We start from the raw sequence: 20,511 nt of genomic DNA, 5'->3' as shown, positions 1-20,511 counted from the left end.
CAGGTCAGATGAGTGCTTGACGGCTCAGATCAGCCCGTGCCGTGCTGGGTGAGGTACTCCTCAAATCGGGCTCGGAACAGCGGTTCGAGTTCCCCCACATGACCGGTGCCGAACATCTCGCGGGCCGCGTCGACCATCTCGATGATGCTGCCGGAGAAGTCACCGAGCGAACCGCCCTCGGACTGAGCGGCGTTCATCGCCGGTGTGTGTCGGAACAGGTCGTAGAAGAAGCCGATGTCGTGGCGCTTCTCGGCGAGCGCGATCGCGCGGGACTTCACTTCTTCGTACGGCAGATCATCCAGCGACTCGTCTATCGGCTCATCCAGCGGCATGGCCCCAGGGTACGCGGGTCTCACCGAGAGGATGTGCGCTCGGTCCCACCCGGCGCGGGTCCACCAGAAAGCCCGCGCAGGTCCACATTCCGCTCGTCATCGTCATCTCCCTTGATGCGACACAGATGCTCCAGCCACAAGGCGACCGCCACGATCACCAAGCCACCGACCGCTGTCGCACCCGACGTCAGGGAGCCGCTCTGTGCTGCCGGCACGGGAAGGTCGGCGACGAAGACCAACAGCACGCCGACGTAGAAGCCCACCACTCCGGCGCCGACCCGCGACGCCGCCAGTGCCAGCGCGGCTGTCCGCGCCGCGACCAGGGGCGGCAGAGGGGCGGTTTCGGGACGCCCCGATAAGCGCGGACGGACGATCAGCGCCCACATGCCCAGACCCAGAGCCAGCATCCACACAGCCACCGCCGCCGACAGTGGAACCGGCAGGTAACGGCCCGCGACGGAATCGGCCAGGGTCGCCAATGCCCACCCGACTACACCGGCGACGAGTGCTATCAACATCAGCAGGCGAATCCGAGTCGGGGTCACGCGCCCACTGTACGACCGGTCACTCCCCGACTGTCGGAGCCCAACTGCTGCTGGGTCGAGCCTTCACTGACATCGGGAGCCTTCACTGTCGCAGGGGCCTTCACTGTCGCAGGGGGTGTTCGGGGGTGTCGTGGGCAGGCCGACAAGACCTCACCCCGACCGAGGCCACCCCCCCCCGGCAAGCACGGAATCACCCAGCGCCCAACGACCCCTGTGGCTGGCGGACCTCGGGCAGGCACCCGAGGCACCCCCAGCCCCCGAGCACCCCCAGCCCCCGGACCCCCAAGCCCACGACGACGAACCCGGGTCGGCCGCGCCTGAGCCACAGCCCTTGCCGGTACCCGGGGCCGCGTCCTAGGGTCCCGACAGAGTCGAAGGCAGGAGTGATCATGGGCGCATACCAGGACACCTATCGCCAGAGCATCGAGGATCCCGCGGGATTCTGGGTGAAGCCGCGAATGGCATCGACTGGGTGAGACCGCCCCAGATGATTCTGGATGACAGTGCGGCTCCCCTGTACCGCTGGTTCCCCGACGGCCGCCTGAACACCTGCTTCAACGCCCTTGATCGCCATGTCATTGCGGGACGGGCTGACCAGGCGGCGCTCGTCTACACGAGTTCCGTCACCGGGACCGAACGGACCTACACCTACGCGCAACTGCTCGAGAACGTCGCCCGATTTGCCGGCGCGCTCCACGAGTTGGGGGTCGAAAAGGGTGACCGGGTCGTGTTGTCGATGCCGATGATTCCGGAAGCTGTCATTGGCATGCTCGCGTGCGCCCGGATCGGTGCGGTGCATTCGGTGGTGTTCGGGGGCTTCGCTGCGGAGGAGTTGGCGCTGCGCATCGATGACGCCGAACCGAAAGTGGTCCTGTCCGCGTCGTGCGGCATTGAACCCAATCGCCTGGTCCCCTACAAGCCACTGCTGGACGAAGCGCTGTCGATCGCTCGGCATCGCCCTGACGCCTGCGTCATCTGGCAGCGCGAGCAACTGACGGCTGACCTCGGCGAACGGGACCATGACTGGCGAGAACTGCTGGCCAGAGCAGTCCCGGTGTCCTGTACCGACTTGGACGCCACTGATCCCCTGTACGTCCTCTACACGTCTGGCACCACCGGCAAGCCCAAGGGGATCGTGCGCGACAACGGGGGCCACGCGGTCGCCTTGGTGTGGTCGATGCGGAGCATCTTCGACATAGGGCCAGGCGATGTGTGGTGGGCCGCCTCGGACGTGGGCTGGGTCGTGGGTCATTCCTACATCGTGTACGCGCCTTTGCTGATCGGGGCGACGACTGTTCTGTACGAAGGCAAGCCCGTGGGAACTCCGGATGCCGCGGCGTTTTGGAGGGTGATCGCCGACCACCAGGTGAAGGGGTTGTTCACAGCTCCGACCGCGATCCGGGCCATCCGGAAGGAGGACCCCGACGCAACGCTGATCGGCGACCACGACACATCGTCACTCGCGTCGCTCTTCATGGCCGGCGAGCGACTGGATCCAGATACGTATCAGTGGGCCACCGAGGCCCTCGATGTTCCCGTCGTCGACAACTGGTGGCAGACGGAAACCGGATGGCCCATCGCCGCAAACCCTCGCGGACTGGAGCCGCTTCCGTTGAAGGAGGGTTCACCGTCGGTCCCTGTGCCGGGATACGACGTGCAGGTGGTGGACGGCGAAGGTAGGCCCCTTCCCGAGGGCCAAGAGGGCAGCATCGTCATTCGACTGCCTCTCCCACCCGGAACACTCCCGACGCTGTGGCATGCGGACCAGCGGTACATCGACTCGTACCTGACCGCGTTCCCCGGCTTCTACACAACCGGCGACGGAGGCTACGTCGATGAGGACGGCTACTTGTTCGTACTGGGTCGCACGGATGATGTGATCAATGTCGCCGGACACCGGCTGTCCACTGGTGTCATGGAGGCGGTCGTGGCTACTCATCCCGCTGTCGCGGAATGCGCGGTGATCGGGGTCGCGGACGACCTCAAGGGGCAGAGCCCGCGTGCCTTCGTGGTGCTCAAAGCAGGTGCCGATGTGGCGCCGGAGGAACTGAGCGCGGAGATCATCGCCGAGGTTCGTCATCGAGTCGGACCGGTAGCGGCGATGAAGGAAGTGGTGATCGTCCCGGCGCTACCGAAGACGCGGTCCGGCAAGATCCTGCGCCGCACGATGCGTGGCATCGCGGACGGCCGGGCTGAATCGGTCCCGTCGACAATCGAGGACGCCACCGTGCTCGAGGCCATCACTCCTCTGCTCCGCCGGCACTCTGGCTGAGCCGTCTCAGCGGCGTCGCATCAACGCGTTCTGCATCGCGACCGCGGAGACCTCGCCGCGCGAGTTGAAGAAGACCCCGTGGGCCAATCCGTGACCGCGCCCGGCGAAGGCGGTGTCCTGGGCGAACATGGTCCACTCGCTGAGCGTCGCCGGGCCGGTGAACCACAACGCCAGTTCGACGGCGCCGAGTTGCAGTTCCGTGGTGTGAGATCGGCCGCCGTGGGGCTGCAGGGCGGTGGTTCCCAGCGTGATGTCGGACAGGTAGCACAGCGTCGCTGCGGCGGTGATGGGGTCGTCGGGAAGATCCGGGATGACGCGCATCCACGCCTTGCGCAAGTAGCCGTCCGACGTCTCAGCCGAGTTGTCGGCAGGCCCCCTCTCGGCCCGCTCCACGATCCTCAGGTCGACCAGGGACTCGGCGGGATAGCCGAGCTCCTCGAAGTCCGCGTCCGGGGCTACCAAAGTGGGATCGATGAGCCGTTCCTCCGGCGGTACGAGTGCCGGAGGTGGTGCATCCGGTTGCTGGTACTGGTGTTCCGGTCCCTCTGCCGTCATGCCGAACAGCACAACCGCTGTTGCCCGCAGTTTGCCGTCCTGCTCGACCCGGACCTGCCGGCTCGTGAGGGTCCGGCCCTCCTTCAGCGCGAGAACCTGGTAATCGATCCGGGAGTTCGATGCCACCGGAGCGTGGAAGAGGATGTGCAATGACCATGGGTGTAAGGACTCATCGGTCAGCGCAGCTGCCGCAGCTTGCACGCTCTGCGCCGCCAGTTGACCCCCGAATGCGCGACCCGGCCACGCCGGGTGGCAGGTGCCGGTGTAGCGCTCGGGTGCAACAGGCGTGACCGCGAAGCGGTCGAGGAACTCTCGGGTGCGACCATCATCACTCACGCCCCAACCGTACGGCCGCCCCAACCGTAAGGCCACGCGCCCGAATGTCCTGGCGCAGCCGTCAGCGCACCTGCCGCACACCCTTCACTTCGGAATCCGGCAGCGCCGCCAGCAGTGCGGTCACCTCCCCCAGACCGGGCACGTCGAAGTCGGGATCGACCTCGGCCCATGGGACCAGCACGAATGCGCGCTCCGCGAGACGCGGATGCGGGACGGTCAGTTCGGGATCGGTACTCGTCCATGTGCCAACCGCCAGGATGTCCAGATCAACGGTCCGCGGTCCCCAGCGCACGGTGCGCCTGCGATCGAGATCGGCCTCCACGTTGCGGGCCAGATTGAGGAGCGCGTGCGCCACCTCTTCAGCGGGATCGTCACCGAGGTTCGCGACGACCACGATGTTGAGGAAATCCGGTTGTTCGACTCCTCCGACGGGGTCGGTCTCGTACACCGATGAGACTCGGACGTCGGCTACGCCAGGCATCTGCCCAAGCGCAGTCACGGCGTGGTCGAGCGCGGCGCGGCGATAACCCAGGTTCGAACCGACCGACAGCGCGACTCGCACGTCAGTCACCGCGATCGCGAGTGATGACGACCCGCACGTCCGTGAAGGGCACTCCGACGGGTGCCTGCGGTTTGTGGACGGTGACCTGAACGGCCACCACCCGGGAGCGCGTCAGGCATATCCGCGCGATTCGTTCGGCGAGAGTCTCGATCAGATCGACGGGCTCCCCCGTGATGATGTCCCGGACATCAGCGGCCACTGCCGCATAGTTGATCGTGTCGCCCAGGTCATCACTGTCCGCAGCAACAGATGTATCCGTCACGAGTTCCACGTCGACCACAAAAGGCTGACCGTTGCGGCGCTCCTCGGGCAACACGCCGTGATAGCCAGTCGCGCTCACGCCCTCGAGAACGATGCGGTCGGCCACCTACATCACCTCGATGGAACTGTTGTCCTGCTCGGCGTAACGCCGCAGCAGGGCGCGCTCATCTTCGCGGTTGGGGAAGAGGAAGAAGATCACGAGAGCTCCCACGGCCGCGCAGACCAGCCCGGCTGTGTAGGCCCAGTTCGCGCCCGTCAGGAATGACTGCTTGGCTGCCTCGACGATCTGGTTGCTGTACTCGGGGTACTGCTCGGCCAACGTCGTCGCGCTCGAGAACGACTTTTGGAGTTGAGCCAGCACGTCCTGACTCACCTGTTGCGGCGCCTGGGCCACCAGAGAAGCGAAGCTTGCGGCGTAGCCGGCGGTCAGCAGTGCGCCGAGGATCGCCTGCAGGATGGCCCCACCGAGGTCACGCTGCAGGTCCGCGGTCGCAGACGCCATGCCGGCGCGGTCGGTCGGCACGGAGCTGGTGAGCGAGTGGGAGGCAGGAGTGCCGGCCAAGCCCACTCCGATACCTGCCATGAGGTAGGTGAACACGACAACGGGAATCGAGGTGGTTTCAGTCCAGACGACCAGCATGAGGGTGAACGAGATCATGATGAACAGGAACCCGGACAGCAACGTGAAGCGGGATCCACGGCTTTCCACCAACTTGGCCGACAGGCCGGCGACCGCGAGCATCCCGGCCGTGATCGACAGCGGGACAGCGCCAGCCTCGAACGTGGACAGGGCCAAGACGTTCTGCAGGTACTGCTGCCCGACGAACATCGATGCCATCAAACTGCCGAAGACGATGATCCCGCCCAATGCCGCCACCCAGAAGACTCGGCGCTTCGCGTAGTCGAGGTCGTACAGCGGGTTTGGCGCGCGCTTCTGACGCACGACGAAGAGGGCGCCCGCCACGACAGTGATCCCGGCGAGCGCGAGCGCGAAAGGCAGCGCACCCGGGACCGGGGCGAAGTTGATGCCGATGACGAGCGCAGCCACCATGACGATCGACAACACGCCACCGATGTTGTCCACGGGTTGGGTCGACTCGTCGAGATGGGCGGGAACGAACTTCGCTCCGAGAAGCAGCGCGATCACCGCCAACGGCAAGGTGATGAGAAAGACCGAACCCCACCAGAAGCTCTCCAGAAGGGCCCCCGACACGAGCGGCCCCAGCGCCATGACGCCACCGCCGACCGCGGACCACAGCGCGATCGCCCGGGTCCGCGAGGATCCCGCCCAGATCGCGGTGATGAGGGCCAGAGTGGTGGGGAAGGCCATTCCCGCCGCCACCCCACCGAAGATGCGGGCACCCACCAGCACCCATTCGTTGGGGGCGTAGGCAGCCATCAAGGACGCGGGGATCGACAAGACCATTCCCAGCAGCATCAAGCCCTTTCGGCCGTGCCGGTCTCCCAGTGCCCCCAGGTATAACACCGAGGCCGCCAGCCCCAGCGAGAAGCCGATGGCGATCATGTTCAGCGCGGTCTGTGAGGAGTCGAAGGATTTGCCGATGTCCGGGAGCGCGACGTTGGCGACCGCGAGGTTCAGGTTGGCCACCGCGGCCACCATGATGAGGGCGACCAGCGGCATCCCCAGCGACTCGCGCTCCGGGGCGGCGCCGCTGTCCGAGTGCGGGGCCGCGGCAGGTTCGGGTGAGGTCACAGAGCCATGCTGGCACGCACATGTGTCATCCCGCGGGTCGACCTGTCATTCCCAGCGATCGGCCCGCGGCAGCCGGACTGTTCGGCGGCTCAGCGAACCCACCTGGTCCGGATCACCGAAGAATGTCCGCATCCGGATGGTTTGTGGTTGCGCGAACCATCACGCGACACTCACAATCACTTCTCACACGCGTTGGCCACTCGGAGCTTCGCGGGTCGCTTCCCGGTCGGCATTTGAGGAGTTCATCGTGCGCAGATTGTTCGTGACCGTGGGCGCGGTCGCTGCCCTGTTCATTGCTGGGCTCGGGGTCGGCGCCCTGGCGGCCACCCCCGGCCCACAGGCTTCAGGTCAGGTGGTGGGTATCGACGAGAACCCCGACTACTTGTGGTCCTTGGCCGCCCGCAACGGGTCATTGACCGGCAATGACGATTCTCGTCTGCGACTTCGACTCACGGGAGTGGACCAACGGGTCGCGCGGTTCGCCCATCGCCCGTCCCGCGACGCGACCCACGTTCGACTCGACCACTTTGTCTCTCACTGGAAGAAGCGGTTCGGCTCTGCCCATCCGACCGCGGTGCTGACCTATCAGCGCACCCCGGGCGAACTGCCCACCCAGATGGCCCTGATGCTGAGCCGACCCCGATTCGATCGGGCCTCCGCCACCGTCCGGTTCGATGCCGATCGGATTGCCCGGACTGTCGAAACGCTCCCTGCCCCGGGGAGGAAACTCGCCAAGGGCAAGCAGCAGGCGACGAACCGGGCCGCCAACCCCAAACGAACCGGACCTCTCACGCTGGTCATCGACGACAGCGGCGAGGTCCCCGAGCCCCCGCCATCCACGGATGACAACCGCCCGCCGGTGACGCCGACGAGCGACAACCCTGCCCCGGGCACGATCATGCCCAACTTCCGCCGCGTCGGGCTCGCGGCGACTGCCGAACCACGCTTCGGGGTGACCATCGACTCCTTCCCGAAGCGCGTCGTATCCGGACAGCCGTTCGTGATCGAAGGGCACACTGAAGGGTTCAGTCCCGGGAACTGGATCAACGTGTGGGTCAAGGACTCGGACGGCAATCAACTGGACGCCGGCGGATCAATCGACACCGACGACAAGCGGATCAGCAACACGACCCAGCTCGTCGGTCAAGGGACGGTCATGGTGCAGTTGTCCGCCGGGGTATGGCCGGAGGAACAGTGGTCCGACCCTGTCGAGATCGAGGTGACTGCACCGCCGCTGTCCGCCTCTGCCGCGGCCGCCTATCGCGATATCCGAGGAACCCCCGTCATCAAGGCCATCGCCACGGAGCTTCCCTTCCGGGAAAGCCGCACAGAGCAGGTGGTCAAGTTCTCGTTCCCGACCGGCCAGTCCTACCCGAAGGTCGTCCAACCCTCGCTCAGAGGAGGGCCTGGAGACACCTGGCTGTACGAATCCAAGTTCGTGACCGGCGCCGCCGATGGCACCTTGAATCAGGCCGCCCCGGGCAGTGCGGTCTCTTTCAGCACGAGTCGGACCTGCTACCGGTACGTCGGGCTGGAAAGGCCGCGTCCGGTGGAAGTGCCGTGTCCGGCGAACAAGGTGGTTCCCGACGTCATGGGCAAGACGGCGACCGAGGCGCGATCCATTCTGCTGGGACAGGGCTATTCGGTCAGCACGTGGATTCCCAGTTGGGCCGGCAGTTGCTACGTGACCTCATTCCGCAGCCCGCCCCCGGAGGTCTGGAGTACGTCGAAGGTCATCACCGACCAGATCCCGCGACCCAACCAACCGGCCAACGACGCCCGGGACGTCTACTTGCGCTGCGACCGCTGACGACCGCCGCAGGGCCCACGACTGCTGACCTCAGGTCACTCGAACGAAGGGCACGGGCTTGTCGGAGTTGGCAACCATCTGAACCAGCCTCAGGTCGCGTCGCCCGATCGAGCGCCCTCGAGTGCCGCGACAACACGGACGGCGTCGTGGGTCGCCGCCACGTCGTGAACCCGAACACACCACGCACCGCCTGCCGCAGCCAGCGCGGATACGGCTGCGGTGGCGGCCTCTCGTGCATCCAACGAACGGGGGCCGTGCTCGTCGGCCAGGAGTTCCCCGAGGAACCGCTTGCGGCTGGCTCCGACCAGTACCGGGAATCCGAGCGCCACCAGTCGGTCCATGGCCGCCAGCAGGGCCCAGTTGTGGCGGGCCTCCTTGGCGAAGCCCAGTCCGGGGTCGATCACGAGTCGATCGGCCGAGACGCCCGCCGCGCGCGCATCGGCGACGGCGCTGCCCAACTCAGCCAGGACGTCGCTGACAACGTCGGAGTAAGTGGCCCATCGATTCATCTCGCGCGAGTGGGCCCGCCAGTGCATCACGACATACGGCGTGCCCAAGTCGGCGATGGCACGGTACATGGTGGGATCCGCCCGTCCGCCGGACACGTCGTTGACCATGACCGCTCCCGCTGCCACCGCCTTAAGAGCTGTCGCGGCACGCATCGTGTCGATGCTCACCGGCACCCCTGCGGTCGCCAAGCCTTCGATCACCGGAAGGACGCGGGCGAGTTCGTCGTCGGTGCTGATGCGATCGGCCCCGGGTCGGGTCGACTCCCCCCCGACGTCGACCAAGTCGGCACCTGCGGCCACCAGAGACTGTCCGTGAGCGATGGCGGCGGGCGGGTCGGCATACCGGCTGCCGTCGGAGAAGGAATCAGGGGTGACATTGATGATTCCCATGACCAGACAGCGGCCTGTGTCGGTCAATGGGGCAGGCAGACCACGGGGACCGACGGGACCTGACACCCCGCCAGCATACGGAGCAGCGGAACGCAGCAACTGAGGATCCCGCTCGGTTCGTGAGGATCCCACTCGGTGTTGGGGATCCCACTCGGTGTTTGGGGATCCCGCTCGGTGTTTGGGGATCCCGCCCGGTGTTTGGGGATCCCGCCCGGTGTTTGAGGATCCCGCTCAGTTCTTGAGGATCAGGGACATCGCCTCGGCCCGACTGACCGAATCCCGCAGTTGGCCGCGCACGGCGCTCGTCAGGGTTCGGGCACCCGACTTGCGCACTCCGCGCATCGCCATGCACAGGTGTTCACAGTCGACCACGACGATCACACCGCGCGGTTCGAGGACCGAGACCAAGGCGTCGGCGATCTGGGTCGTGAGCCGCTCCTGCACCTGCAGTCGCCGGGCGTAGACGTCCACCAGGCGGGCCAGCTTGGACAGTCCCGCCACTCGGCCGTCCTGCGCGGGGATGTAGCCGACATGAGCTACTCCGCTGAACGGAACCAAGTGGTGCTCGCACAGCGAGAAGACTTCGATATCTCGGACAAGAACCATCTCGTCGTGATCCGCCTCGAAGGTCGTCGACAGCACCGTCTTGGGTTCCAGGCGCATGCCCCCGGTCACTTCGTGGAAACTGCGGGCCACCCGGGCAGGTGTCTCGCGCAGTCCCTCCCGATCCGGATCCTCGCCGATGGCGATCAGTAGTTCGCGGACGGCGGCCTCGGCCCGGACGTGGTCGAAATCCGAGTCAGTCATTTCGGTCACGCTTCAGTGTGAGGCTGACAACGCCAGTCCGCCACCGGGCCGATCTGGTCAAGTCGCGGGAACTCTTGGGGACCGGTCATCGACCGATCGGTGACTCGCCGGCCGGGGGATCCCACGGGCCGGAATCACCGGGAGCCGTGCCGGATGTGGTTGCCGCTCCCGTGGACGCACCATCACTGACATCGACGTCGGCGCCACCCCGGCTGCCGTTGCCGGAACCGTTGGCTGAGCCATGACCGTTGAGGCCGGCGACCTCCTTGGGGGTCAACACCGGCGGGCGATCCGACGGAGCGCGCCGAGCCGAGCCCGTCCAGGCGGGCCGGACATCGTTGAGGTCCAGTGCGGAGAAGATCTGCTCGACCTCCGACTTGTTCAGGGTCTCCTTTTCGAGCAGCTCCAGGACCAGATGATCGAGCACATCCCGGTTGGTGACCAGGATGTCGAAGGCTTCCTGGTGCGCGGCCTCGATGAGCGTGCGGACCTCTTCGTCGATGGCGCCGGCAACGTCCTCGGAGTAGTCACGGGAATGGCCCATGTCGCGTCCCAGGAACACCTCTCCTTGCTCCTGGCCGTACTTGATCGCACCGAGCCGCTCGGTCATGCCGTACTGGGTGACCATGGCCCGAGCCAGACTGGTGGCTTTCTCGATGTCGTTCGCCGCCCCGGTGGTCGGGTCGTGGAACACGAGTTCTTCGGCAGCGCGACCGCCCAGCATGTAGGCCAACTGGTTGAGCATCTCCGAGCGAGTCCGGGAGTACTTCTCCTGATCGGGCAAGACCATCGTGTATCCCAAGGCCCGTCCGCGCGGCAGGATCGTGATCTTGTGCACGGGGTCATTGCCAGGCAACGCGGCGGCCACGATGGCGTGGCCTCCTTCGTGGTAGGCCGTGATCTTGCGCTCGTGTTCGTCCATGACCCTGGTGCGCTTCTGGGGACCGGCGATCACCCGATCGATAGCCTCGTCGAGAGCCTTGTTGGTGATGAGCTTGTCGCCGTTGCGGGCTGTCAGCAGGGCTGCCTCGTTCAGCACATTGGCTAGATCGGCGCCGGTGAAGCCCGGCGAACGCTTCGCGATGCTCTCGAGGTCGACGTCCGGCGCCAGGGGTTTGCCGGTCGAGTGGACCTTGAGAATCGCTTCGCGACCCTTGAGGTCCGGGGATTCGACCGCGATCTGACGATCGAACCGGCCCGGGCGCAGCAGGGCGGGGTCGAGGATGTCGGGTCGGTTGGTCGCGGCGATGAGGATCACACCGCCGGTGACGTCGAAGCCGTCCATCTCGACGAGCATCTGGTTGAGGGTCTGCTCCCGCTCGTCATGGCCACCGCCGAGTCCCGCACCTCGATGCCGACCAACAGCATCGATCTCGTCGACGAAGATGATGGCGGGGGCATTGTTCTTGGCCTGCTCGAACAGATCGCGGACCCGGGAAGCGCCGACGCCGACGAACATCTCCACGAAGTCCGACCCGGAGATGGAGAAGAACGGCACGCCGGCCTCCCCGGCGACCGCGCGGGCCAGCAGGGTCTTGCCGGTTCCGGGGGGGCCGTACAACAGCACGCCTTTGGGAATCTTGGCGCCGACCGCCGTGAACTTGCTGGGATCTTCGAGGAACTCCTTGATCTCCTGCAGTTCCTCGACGGCCTCGTCAGCTCCGGCCACATCGGCGAATGTGGTCTTGGGCATGTCCTTACTGACGATCTTCGCCTTGGACTTGCCGAAGGACATGAGGCGCCCGCCGCCGCCCTGCATCTGGTTGAGGAAGAAGAACAGCAGGAACAGAATCAACAGAATCGGCAGGAATGACACCAGCAAGGTGACGAGCAGGCTCTCCTGCGGCACCTCGACGTTGTAGCCGTCCTTCAACTGGCCCTCGTCGAACTTGGTCTGCAGCAGCTGCTGCAGTTCGACACCCTGCCCGGTGATGAACTGAGAAGTCTGCTGGGTGCCGTCGCCCATGGTCAGGTTCAACCGCTGGTCCCGGTCGATCAGTGTGGCCTGAGCGACCTGGTTGTCCTGGATGGACTGCACAGCCTGCGACGTGGGAACCTCAGTCGGTCCGCGTAGGTCGGACATGACGCTCGTTGCGACGAGCAGCAGCACCAGCGCGAGCAGAATCCACAGCACGGGGCCGCGGGCGATTCGTTTCAGGTCCATGGGGGCGGGTCGGGCCTCCGGTGTCCGGTCGCGTGGGCACGCTGCCCACGGATCAGTGACCCGGCGACAGACCGGGCACCGCAGTGCCAAGGTACACCGGCCCACCGGCCCCCGCCGACCGTGTTCGCGCTGCGCGGAGCGGCTTTCAGACCCAACGGAACAACCGGGGGATGACTTCGGCCCAGTCGAGAATCACCAGTGTGAGGGCCGCCGCCGCAACGGCCCAGAACCCGATCCGGGTCGCCACTGCGATGCGACTGATCGTGTCGTGGGGATCGGTTCGACCGCCCCAGTGGCGCGCCGGGGCAGTCCAGCGGTCCATGCCCCACGAGGCGACGACGTAGAGCACGAAGGAGATCGATCCGGTGAGCAGGTCGACCTGGAGTAGCGGGATCAAGGAGACGGCGGCGACTGCCATCAACAAGATGGGCAGCCAACGCCTTGCGGCCGGGTGGCGCCCGGTGGTCCCGCCGGAGGCGAGCCGATCCCGGGCCGCGGCGACATCGTCGACGAGGAATGGGATGGCAGTGTCGCCGGACATCGAGGCGGGCATGACGCCGACGGGGGCGCGCGATCTCCACTCGGTCACGATGTTGCGCACAGCCGGATCGACGGCGTCGGAGGTGACGGTCACCGATGAACCCTGAACGATCACCGGGCGCCCGCTGCCGTCCCAGGTCTGGCACGTCGGTGTGAGCCTGAGGTGTGCAACATCACCGGGTCCCGCGGTTCGGATCCAGTCGAAGGAGGCGCGATCCTGCGCCCAGTCCACGACGATGAGCGGGTAGCGGGCAGCACGAGTTGACGTCCCAGCGGTCGTCACGAATACCTCTCTCCTTTACCGATAACCGGTTCTTGAGTTACCGGCCTTGCTTACCGGCCCTCGGGCGGACACCGGGTCCTGTGGAGCACGTGGCCGGACTCCTTGAGTCCCACCGCCCACCAGCCTGGCGTCGACCGGGCGCAGCAAAGCCCCGGCGACCCTTCCCCGCTCTCCCAGGGGCCAAACCACCGCCCGCGGCACCGGTGCGCGGATCGTGATCTCCGATCAGCAAGCTGGGGCTGGGAATGTGATCATGGGCTCGTGCTGGCTGCCCGACTGAACACCCCCGATCCCGACCCGGCCCGAGCCATGTCCGTGGGTGAGGTTGCGGACCCCGTCGGCCCCGGCACTTTGATCCAGGTCACGGCGACGGCGGTGTGCCGCACCGATCTACAACTCGTCACCGGAGATCTGCCCGCCCACCGGATGCCTGTGATCCCGGGCCACCAGGTCGTCGGCCGCATAGCGGAAGGTCCGGATGCCGGGCGTCGGGTGGGTCTGGTGTGGCTGGCATACGCCTGTGGTGTGTGTGACTTCTGTCGCACGGGGCGGGAGAACTTGTGCGAACACGCACAGTTCACCGGATGGGATGTGGACGGTGGGTATGCGCAGTTGGTGCGCGCCGATCCGGGCTTCATCCACCCGATACCGCACTCCCTGGACGAGCGCAGCGACGCCGATGTCGCCCCCTTGCTGTGCGGCGGCGTCATCGGGTTCCGGTCGTTGCACATCGCGGGGATCACCGGCCCGGCCCCTGAGGGTCAGACACAGCGCCTGGGCCTGTTCGGCTTCGGGGCCTCGGCATCCCTGGCCATCCAGGTCGCGAACCACTGGGGAGTCCGCTGTTCGGTGATCACCCGTTCGGCGGCTGAGGTAGATCGGGCGATGTCGTTGGGTGCCGAATGGGCCGGTACCTACGACGAGACGGTGCCGCACGAACTCGACGCCGCAGTGACGTTCGCGCCCTCGGGGGACGTCGTCGTGGCAGCGCTGCGATCGGTTCGCCGGGGTGGGACTGTTGCCATCAACGCCATCCACCTCGACCGCATCCCTCAGTTCGACTATGACGATCTGTGGTGGGAACGATCGCTGCGGTCCGTCGCCAACGTCACCCGAGCAGATGTGCGCGATTTCCTGGAGCTGGTCGGGCCCGCCGATGTCCGCACCGCGTATGAGACCTTGCCGCTGACGGCCGCCGCGTCGGCGCTGGATCGCGTGAGTGCCGGCGATGTGACGGGAAGCCTCGTCCTGATTCCGGAGGGGAGTCCGGGGGGCAGATGACCCGTCCATTGACGCAGCCACACCCCGATCGCCTGCCGACGGAGCACCCCATGCGCAGCGAGATCCTGCGGCGCCATGAGGAGGCGATGGCGGCCGGGCATCCGGGGTACCTCGATCCGCAGACCGGGCTGTTCGTGATCACTGCCCTCACGCACGCGGAGCGGGGCCGCTGTTGTGGCAACGGCTGCCGCCACTGCCCCTACTGCTGACACCGGACCCCTGCTGCCCATCCGCTGCCGGTCCGCGTCCCGTCAGTCGAGTCAATGATCAGTCAGCGGGCCATTCGTACGTCACGCCCGTCAGTTCCTCGCTGCGCTCCCAAAGCCGAGCCGCGACAGCCATATCCTTGGCGGCAGCGCTGCGACCCACGTGCCGCGGGTGCCCACGCTGCTCCAACCAACCGTCGGGACCGATGTAGTCACCACTGTGGACGTCGGGCCGGGTGGCCGCGTACAGAGTGGGCCAGGCGCCGGCCAGCGCCGATTGACCCAACACGGAGTTCATTCCCTTCATCCAGAGGCGTCCGATGCTGTTCTGCGCGAAGGACGGTCCGGCGAATTGCAGGTTGGTTCCCGCGTATCCCGGGTGGGCGGCGGCCGCGATGACGGGCACGTCCGCCAGTTCGGCTTGCCGGGCCAGCTCTGACGTGAACAGCAGGTTGGCCAACTTGCTCTGGCCGTACGCCTGCCACGGGCGGTAGGTCCGGCGTTCGAAGAAGAGGTCGTCAGGATCCACCGAGCCCATGCGATGAGCGCCGCTGGACACGGTGACGACGCGCGCTGCCTGCGGTCCGGCGTCGGCGGCCAGGAGCGCCGGGAGAAGGAGGCCCGTGAGCGCGAAGTGTCCCAAATGGTTGGTGCCGACCTGGAGTTCGAATCCGTCAGCCGTTTGGCGGCGCGGGGTGGCCATGATACCCGCGTTGTTGATCAGGACATTGATGACCGGATGCTGTTCGGCGAGCTCCTCTGCCGCCGACCGCACCGACCCGAGGTCCGCGAGGTCGAGCAGTTGGCCGGAGGGTTCAGGGCCGGTGGCGACCGCTCCGGCCTTGGTCACGGCAGACCGCAGGCGACCGGGATCGCGCCCGGCGAGCACGACAGTCGCGCCATGCGCGCAAAGGGCCACCGCGGTTTCGAGTCCGAGACCGCTGGTCGCGCCGGTGACCACGAAGGTTCGCTCGGAGAGGTCCGGCAGGTCGGCGTCGGTCCACTTCGTCGTATGGTGTCGATCGGTCCGGGGATGCTTCGTGGGCCGGGGGTTCGCGGGCCGAGGGTGCTCCGCAGTCGGGGGCGGTGGTGGGGGGTCGCTGGCTGGTTCGTGGTCTCTCGTCGGTCATGTACCGATGGTGCGGCCAGCGGAGCGAATCCGCCCGTCGGGGCTGCCCGTAGCCTGAATCTGTGAGTGATCCCACGCCGGGCTGGTACCCCGATCCGAGCGATCCCGCGGGCCGGCGGTACTGGGACGGTTCCGCCTGGACCCCAGACGCGGTATCGGATTGGGGAGCCTCGCGTTGGGGGGCAACGACCCCGGACGCGTCGGCGGCCCCCGCCGCCACCACGGAGTGGGTCGAGCAGCGGCATGGCGCCTACAGCCCGAACACGTCAGCCCTCACCGGCAGCAGGTATGAGGCGGGTCTCAGCCCTATTCGGTGACGTTGGCCGGATCCTGACTCGGGCGTGGTGGCAGATCCTCTCGGTCGGGCTCGTGCTGTGGGGTGCCTGGGTCGCCGTGCTGGCGATCCTCACGACGCTCACCGTCGATCTCACGGCACTCGCCCGGCTGGTCGCGCTGACTCCCAACCCGTACGGCTACCCCGACCCCGGCCGTGCCCAGAATCAGGCGGAACAGGCCGAACAGGCGCTGGCGCATCTCCTGCGTGTGCAGTCACCCGGAGCGTGGATCGGCATCGCAGTGTTGCTCGCCCTGATGACGGTTCTGGTGTCCTGCGGCCACATCGCCGCCGTGAGCCGACTGGCGATGGATGCGGCGGCAGAGCGATCCGTGCGCTTGGCAGATGCGTGGTCCGCCGCGATTGCAGGCGGCTTGCGTCTTGTGGGCTACGTCGTGGCTGTGGCGGCGATCGTCGCGCTGCTCGCAGTCGGGCTCATAGCCGCGATCGCGGCGCTATGGTCCGCCCCTGGTCTGGCCGTCCTTCTCGCTCTCACGAGCGTCGTCGCAGCTGTGGCGGTCGGCCTGTGGTTGATCGGGCGGCTCAGCCCGATCGGGGCTCAGGTCGTGATCGGCCCCGGGGCGCTGCGCTGGACCTGGACGGCGACGCGAGGGCGGTTCTGGGCCGTTCTCGGGCGCTACCTCTTGTGGGCCATTGTCGCCTCGGTCCTGGGTCAGATCGTGGTGTCCGCCGTGCTGCTGCCGTTGTCCGTGATCGCCGTCGGCCTTGTGGCGACTCCGGACGGGGACTCGTCGACATGGTTGTTGGTCGGCTATGCGTTGACCATGCCGATCACCCTGGCGGTTACGGCGCTGACCTACATCGGGGTGGTCCCGATCTGGCGTGACCTCACCGTCGACCCTCGCTACCGGGCGATCGGGGTCGATGGTCAGCCGCTGTAATCCGGGTCCGAGTCATCATCGAGGCCCGCGTCGTCGAAGTCCGCGTCGTCGAAGTCCGCCTCGTTGTCGAACCCTCCGTGATGGCCCATTCCCGGCGGTCCACCATCCGACGGACCGCGTCCCATCCCAGGACCGGCTCCAGGGCCCGTCCCCCGGCCCAAACCAGGATTGCCGAACCGGGAAGGATCGGCTCCGGAGTTCCCCGCCTGAGCGGCGGCGAAGAACAGGCTGCCCACCAGGGCCGCCGCAGCAGCGACAGTCGTGGCCATGAAGATCTTGGTGCGCTTGGCCTGGGTCTCGTAGCGCTGCTGCCAGTCCTCTCCGACTGTGTCCGCACTCACCCCTGGCTCCGAATCCGCGTCGCTGTGCAACCCGGGCGGGGGAGCGTCACCTGGCTGCTCGATCGGTTCCGTCGGATGGTCGGCCCGGCCGGGCCACTGCTCGTCATTCATGGGGCCACCGTGCCCTGTCAGCCTGGGAATCGGCTGGGAGCAGGATGCGAGGTCCCTGCAGCGCCATTCGGGTGACGCCCCAAGACTTATCGATATTCGATGTTATTGTTTTTCGATAAGAAACCCCGATGCAGGGAGGCCGCTGCGATGACATCCAGCACCGCATCCGACACGTCCCGGCTGGCATCGCCGTTGGGGGCGCTGCTGCTCGTGGGCTCAGCGGTGCTCACCATCATCGCGATCGCACTGCCCATTCATCAGATCACCGAGCCCGGTGCCGTCGCGACCGTGAACCTGGCACCAGCGGCATCGGAGACTGCCTTGATGACCGTCCCCCTGCCCGACGGCCAGCAGATCCGGCCCACAGGTGACGATGGGCTGACCGTCAACCTGTTCGTCGACCGACTGCCGGACGGGTCCTCAGTCCCGCTGACTCTGCGTCTGCTGAGCGATCTGGGAACGTCGATCTGGTTGCTGGGGTTGGCGAGCATCGCCTACCTCTTGGCGCGGATCCTCGCCAATATCGCGGCGGGTGACCCGTTCCATCCATCGCACGCACGACGCTTCACCCAGATCGCCCTCGCAATCCTGGTGGCCTCGGCCGGCGCTGACACCGTGAACTATGTGACCGCTCGATGGCTGACCAGCGTCGCGGCACCCGGGACGGATATCGCCGTCATCCCCTACTACTCCTTGATCCCCATCGCGCTGGCCGCGGTCACACTGGTGCTCGCCGGGGCGTTCCGCTCGGGTCGGCGAATCGTGGAAGACACCGAGGGACTGATCTGAGGATGCCCGAGATCATCTGCCACCTCGACGACCTGTTGGCCGAGCGCCACATGACGGTGATGGAGTTGTCGCAGCGCGTGGGCGTCACGCACGTGAACCTGTCCATCCTGAAGAACAACCGCGCAAAAGCGATCCGCTTCACGACTCTCATCGCCCTGTGTGAGGCACTCGAGTGCCAACCCGGCGACCTGTTCAGCATGACCCCCGACCGCAGCACCCACCGAAAGGAATCCCGATGAACACGACTGACACCGTCGAGTCCGTACCCGCAACACCCGCAACGGATTTCCCCCCGCCGAACGTGGCCCCGGTCCGGGTCGGCACAATCCCACCCCCCACCGGCGCCTGGCAGGGCGTGTCATGGTTCGCTTTCGCGCTCGGCGCGATCACGTTCCTGTACTCCGTCTGGTACGCCGCGGGGATCACAATCGGTGAGCGCTACTTCCTCTACACCGCCGCACTGTTCAGCTTGTACGGCTGCTTGGGTGTCAGCAAGGTCGTGCGGGACCGGCAGGAAGGGATCCCGGTCACCGCGTTGTTCTACGGGCTCTCATTCGTCGCCGCCCTCGCCCCGTTCGTTCTGGTGTCCTACAACATGGTGTTCGACTCGACGCTCGCGGTCAGCACCCGGACCTTGCTGGGCATGTCCTTCGCCCTCACGGCCTACGCGACGTTGGCGATCGCCAAGAACGAGCGCGACAAGGCCGCCGTGAAGCCTTGGTCGGACCGGTGACGAGGTCAGCCCAGACCGGCGTCCAGAGCACTCATGAGGGCGCCGTCAGCGCTGTCACCGTCCAACGACCAGATCATCGCGCCCCCGAGGCCATTCGCCTTGATGTAGGCGGACTTGTCGGCCAGCACCTGGGCGTCGTCGAACGACCAGAACGTGTTGCCGTTGAAGATCCAACTCTGTTTGGTGACCGGGTGACGGTAGGACGTGTAACCCGGCAGCGAACGGAGGACCTTGAAGTCTTCGTAGCCCGCCTCATACGTGGCAGGAGCCGGCTGGCCAGCGGCCTGGTACAGTCCGTCTCCGCCCCCCGCGACTCCGGTCCAGCCTCGCCCGTAGAACGGCACTCCGACCACGAGTTTGTCGGCGGACGCCCCTCCGGCTCGCCAGGCATCGACGGCCGTCGCCACGCTGAAGGCCCTGAAGTCCGCGCCCCCAGGCGATGACGGGTCGGGGAACAGGTTCGAGTGGAAGTTGGTCGGACCCTGCGCATCCCAAGCACCGCGGAAGTCGTAGGCCATGATGTTGATGAAGTCCAGGATCCGCGACACCTCACCGATCTCGAACTTCGCGATCTTGGCGGGATCCGACGGCACCGCAGCGGTGAGGTCGTAGCGGCGGCCAGTGCTGGTGGACAACGCATCCATCTGACGCCGGAACTCCTGCATCAGCAACGTGTAGTTGCGCGAGTCCTCGGGACGATGGGCGCTCGGGTCCAGCCCTGGTGACGCCGGGTATTCCCAGTCGACGTCGATTCCATCGAACACACCGGAGGCGGAACCCGCGCCACCCGCTCCGTCGTACAGGGGCAGATTGCCCTTCAGATAGAGGTCGACGCAGGAGCGGACGAACTTCTCGCGGGATGCCTGTGTCAGGGCCACATCTGAGAAGCGGTCCGACCACGTCCAGCCACCCAGACTGATGAGGACCCTCAGCTGCGGGTACTGGGCCTTGAGTTCGCGCAACTGATTGAAGTTGCCCCGCAACGGTTGATTCCAGGTGTCACCGGTGCCGTCGACGCTCTGGTCGGCAGGGAACGACCGCGCGTAATCCGCCCATGCGTCACCCTCGCCACTCTGGTTGACGATGAAGCACTCGCCGGAGGGACTGATGTTGCCGAATGCGTAGTTGATGTGAGTGAGCTTCGCTGCCGACCCGCTCGTGACGAGATTCTTGACGAAGAAGTTGCGCTGATAGATGCCCCACGCGGTGAAGTACCCCACGCGGCGCAGACCCTCGGCAGGGGCCGTCGGAGAGATCGTCGGGGGCGGTGTGACGGTCGGAGAGGGCGAAACCGTGGGTGTCGGTGTGGGTGTCGGTGTGGGTGTCGGTGTGACAGTCGGTGTGGCACTCGCCGTCTCACTCGGGGCGGGGGTGGCAGTCACCGACGGGGCAGACGTCACCGAAGGACTCGGGGTCGGCGTCGGTGTCGGGGTCGGGGTCGGTGTCGGTGTCGGGCTCGGGGCCTTACCCGTGGCGCAGTACCCGAAGACCGCCGGGGTCGCCGCCGTGACCGTGCGGTTCCACGACTCCCCCACAAACCGCAACGATCCGCTGACGGTGGCCGTCTTGGCGTTCCACAACGAGTTCAGTTGACCGCTGACGCCA

General features: G+C 66.5%; 22 protein-coding genes and 1 pseudogene. 10 read left to right on the top strand and 13 right to left on the bottom strand.

Features of this window, described 5'->3' with window-relative positions:
• Positions 1-29 precede the first annotated feature (29 nt).
• Both V9E98_01580 and V9E98_01575 read right to left on the bottom strand, forming a co-directional pair.
• Complete coding sequence (locus V9E98_01580; GenBank protein MEI2715681.1) at positions 30-332, bottom strand: hypothetical protein; 303 nt, start codon at positions 330-332, stop codon at positions 30-32.
• A gap of 20 nt (positions 333-352) precedes the next feature.
• The gene (locus V9E98_01575; protein ID MEI2715680.1) at positions 353-877 is read right to left on the bottom strand and encodes a DUF3180 domain-containing protein; all 525 of its coding nucleotides are present in this window, start codon (positions 875-877) and stop codon (positions 353-355) included.
• Positions 878-1,364: 487 nt separating this feature from the next.
• Between V9E98_01575 and V9E98_01570 the strand changes: the two genes are divergently transcribed.
• Positions 1,365-3,149, top strand: coding sequence for an AMP-binding protein (locus tag V9E98_01570; GenBank protein ID MEI2715679.1), 1,785 nt, complete (start codon positions 1,365-1,367; stop codon positions 3,147-3,149).
• Positions 3,150-3,155: 6 nt separating this feature from the next.
• Here the strand turns inward: V9E98_01570 and V9E98_01565 are convergent, their stop codons facing one another.
• From V9E98_01565 to V9E98_01550, 4 genes are all read right to left on the bottom strand, one after another.
• The gene (locus V9E98_01565) at positions 3,156-4,040 is read right to left on the bottom strand and encodes an acyl-CoA thioesterase domain-containing protein (GenBank protein ID MEI2715678.1); all 885 of its coding nucleotides are present in this window, start codon (positions 4,038-4,040) and stop codon (positions 3,156-3,158) included.
• Between the two features lie 61 nt (positions 4,041-4,101).
• Positions 4,102-4,602 (bottom strand): 2-amino-4-hydroxy-6-hydroxymethyldihydropteridine diphosphokinase, encoded by a 501-nt coding sequence (gene folK / locus V9E98_01560; GenBank protein MEI2715677.1) that lies wholly within the window; start codon positions 4,600-4,602, stop codon positions 4,102-4,104.
• 1 nt (position 4,603) lies between these two features.
• Positions 4,604-4,969, bottom strand: a complete 366-nt coding sequence (gene folB / locus V9E98_01555) for a dihydroneopterin aldolase (protein MEI2715676.1) — start codon at positions 4,967-4,969, stop codon at positions 4,604-4,606.
• The gene (locus V9E98_01550; protein ID MEI2715675.1) at positions 4,970-6,577 is read right to left on the bottom strand and encodes an MFS transporter; all 1,608 of its coding nucleotides are present in this window, start codon (positions 6,575-6,577) and stop codon (positions 4,970-4,972) included.
• Between the two features lie 247 nt (positions 6,578-6,824).
• Between V9E98_01550 and V9E98_01545 the strand changes: the two genes are divergently transcribed.
• Positions 6,825-8,387 carry a hypothetical protein gene (locus V9E98_01545; protein ID MEI2715674.1) on the top strand — a complete coding sequence of 521 codons (1,563 nt, stop codon included), beginning with the start codon at positions 6,825-6,827 and terminating at the stop codon, positions 8,385-8,387.
• Between the two features lie 89 nt (positions 8,388-8,476).
• On the opposite strand, the gene folP is transcribed toward V9E98_01545, so the two are convergent.
• From folP to V9E98_01525, 4 genes are all read right to left on the bottom strand, one after another.
• Positions 8,477-9,352, bottom strand: coding sequence for a dihydropteroate synthase (folP, locus tag V9E98_01540; GenBank protein ID MEI2715673.1), 876 nt, complete (start codon positions 9,350-9,352; stop codon positions 8,477-8,479).
• 165 nt (positions 9,353-9,517) lie between these two features.
• Positions 9,518-10,093, bottom strand: coding sequence for a GTP cyclohydrolase I FolE (folE, locus tag V9E98_01535; GenBank protein MEI2715672.1), 576 nt, complete (start codon positions 10,091-10,093; stop codon positions 9,518-9,520).
• An 85-nt stretch (positions 10,094-10,178) separates the two neighbouring features.
• The gene (gene ftsH / locus V9E98_01530; GenBank protein ID MEI2715671.1) at positions 10,179-12,257 is read right to left on the bottom strand and encodes an ATP-dependent zinc metalloprotease FtsH; all 2,079 of its coding nucleotides are present in this window, start codon (positions 12,255-12,257) and stop codon (positions 10,179-10,181) included.
• 145 nt (positions 12,258-12,402) lie between these two features.
• The gene (locus V9E98_01525) at positions 12,403-13,080 is read right to left on the bottom strand and encodes a hypothetical protein (protein ID MEI2715670.1); all 678 of its coding nucleotides are present in this window, start codon (positions 13,078-13,080) and stop codon (positions 12,403-12,405) included.
• Between the two features lie 261 nt (positions 13,081-13,341).
• On the opposite strand from V9E98_01525, the gene V9E98_01520 reads away from it, so the two are divergent.
• Together V9E98_01520 and V9E98_01515 are read left to right on the top strand one after the other, a co-directional pair.
• Positions 13,342-14,361, top strand: a complete 1,020-nt coding sequence (locus V9E98_01520) for an alcohol dehydrogenase catalytic domain-containing protein (GenBank protein MEI2715669.1) — start codon at positions 13,342-13,344, stop codon at positions 14,359-14,361.
• A gap of 50 nt (positions 14,362-14,411) precedes the next feature.
• Entirely contained in the window at positions 14,412-14,570 is a 159-nt protein-coding gene (locus V9E98_01515; protein ID MEI2715668.1) for a DUF5522 domain-containing protein, read from the top strand.
• A 58-nt stretch (positions 14,571-14,628) separates the two neighbouring features.
• Here V9E98_01515 and V9E98_01510 read toward each other — a convergent pair.
• Positions 14,629-15,567: pseudogene (locus V9E98_01510) on the bottom strand (oxidoreductase).
• Positions 15,568-15,758: 191 nt separating this feature from the next.
• Between V9E98_01510 and V9E98_01505 the strand changes: the two are divergent.
• Positions 15,759-16,013, top strand: a complete 255-nt coding sequence (locus V9E98_01505) for a DUF2510 domain-containing protein (GenBank protein ID MEI2715667.1) — start codon at positions 15,759-15,761, stop codon at positions 16,011-16,013.
• A complete protein-coding gene (locus V9E98_01500) occupies positions 15,985-16,932 on the top strand; it encodes a hypothetical protein (protein ID MEI2715666.1) in 948 nt (315 codons plus the stop codon). The genes V9E98_01505 and V9E98_01500 overlap by 29 nt, the downstream gene beginning before the upstream one ends.
• Here the strand turns inward: V9E98_01500 and V9E98_01495 are convergent.
• Positions 16,920-17,384, bottom strand: a complete 465-nt coding sequence (locus V9E98_01495) for a hypothetical protein (protein MEI2715665.1) — start codon at positions 17,382-17,384, stop codon at positions 16,920-16,922. The two genes, V9E98_01500 and V9E98_01495, sit on opposite strands and share 13 nt — an antisense overlap.
• Positions 17,385-17,531: 147 nt before the next feature.
• On the opposite strand from V9E98_01495, the gene V9E98_01490 reads away from it, so the two are divergent.
• Genes V9E98_01490 through V9E98_01480 form a run of 3 tightly spaced genes read left to right on the top strand, consistent with a single transcriptional unit; the run spans position 17,532 to position 18,906 of the window.
• On the top strand, positions 17,532-18,173 hold the full coding sequence (locus tag V9E98_01490; protein ID MEI2715664.1) for a DUF2975 domain-containing protein: 642 nt from the start codon (positions 17,532-17,534) through the stop codon (positions 18,171-18,173).
• A gap of 2 nt (positions 18,174-18,175) precedes the next feature.
• Positions 18,176-18,412 (top strand): helix-turn-helix transcriptional regulator, encoded by a 237-nt coding sequence (locus V9E98_01485; protein MEI2715663.1) that lies wholly within the window; start codon positions 18,176-18,178, stop codon positions 18,410-18,412.
• Positions 18,409-18,906: a YiaA/YiaB family inner membrane protein gene (locus tag V9E98_01480; protein ID MEI2715662.1), complete on the top strand. Its 498-nt coding sequence runs from the start codon at positions 18,409-18,411 to the stop codon at positions 18,904-18,906. Before V9E98_01485 ends, V9E98_01480 begins: the two co-directional genes overlap by 4 nt.
• Positions 18,907-18,911: 5 nt before the next feature.
• Here V9E98_01480 and V9E98_01475 read toward each other — a convergent pair whose 3' ends face one another.
• Positions 18,912-20,126: a glycoside hydrolase family 18 protein gene (locus V9E98_01475; GenBank protein ID MEI2715661.1), complete on the bottom strand. Its 1,215-nt coding sequence runs from the start codon at positions 20,124-20,126 to the stop codon at positions 18,912-18,914.
• Here V9E98_01475 and V9E98_01470 point away from each other — a divergent pair.
• Positions 20,113-20,499 carry a hypothetical protein gene (locus V9E98_01470; GenBank protein MEI2715660.1) on the top strand — a complete coding sequence of 129 codons (387 nt, stop codon included), beginning with the start codon at positions 20,113-20,115 and terminating at the stop codon, positions 20,497-20,499. The genes V9E98_01475 and V9E98_01470 overlap by 14 nt on opposite strands.
• The last annotated feature ends 12 nt before the right edge of the window (positions 20,500-20,511 follow it).

This window comes from Candidatus Nanopelagicales bacterium, from assembly GCA_037045355.1.
Lineage (GTDB): Bacteria > Actinomycetota > Actinomycetes > S36-B12.
Note: the sequence above shows the minus strand (reverse complement) of the source record. Positions and strands in the feature narration are given on the sequence as shown.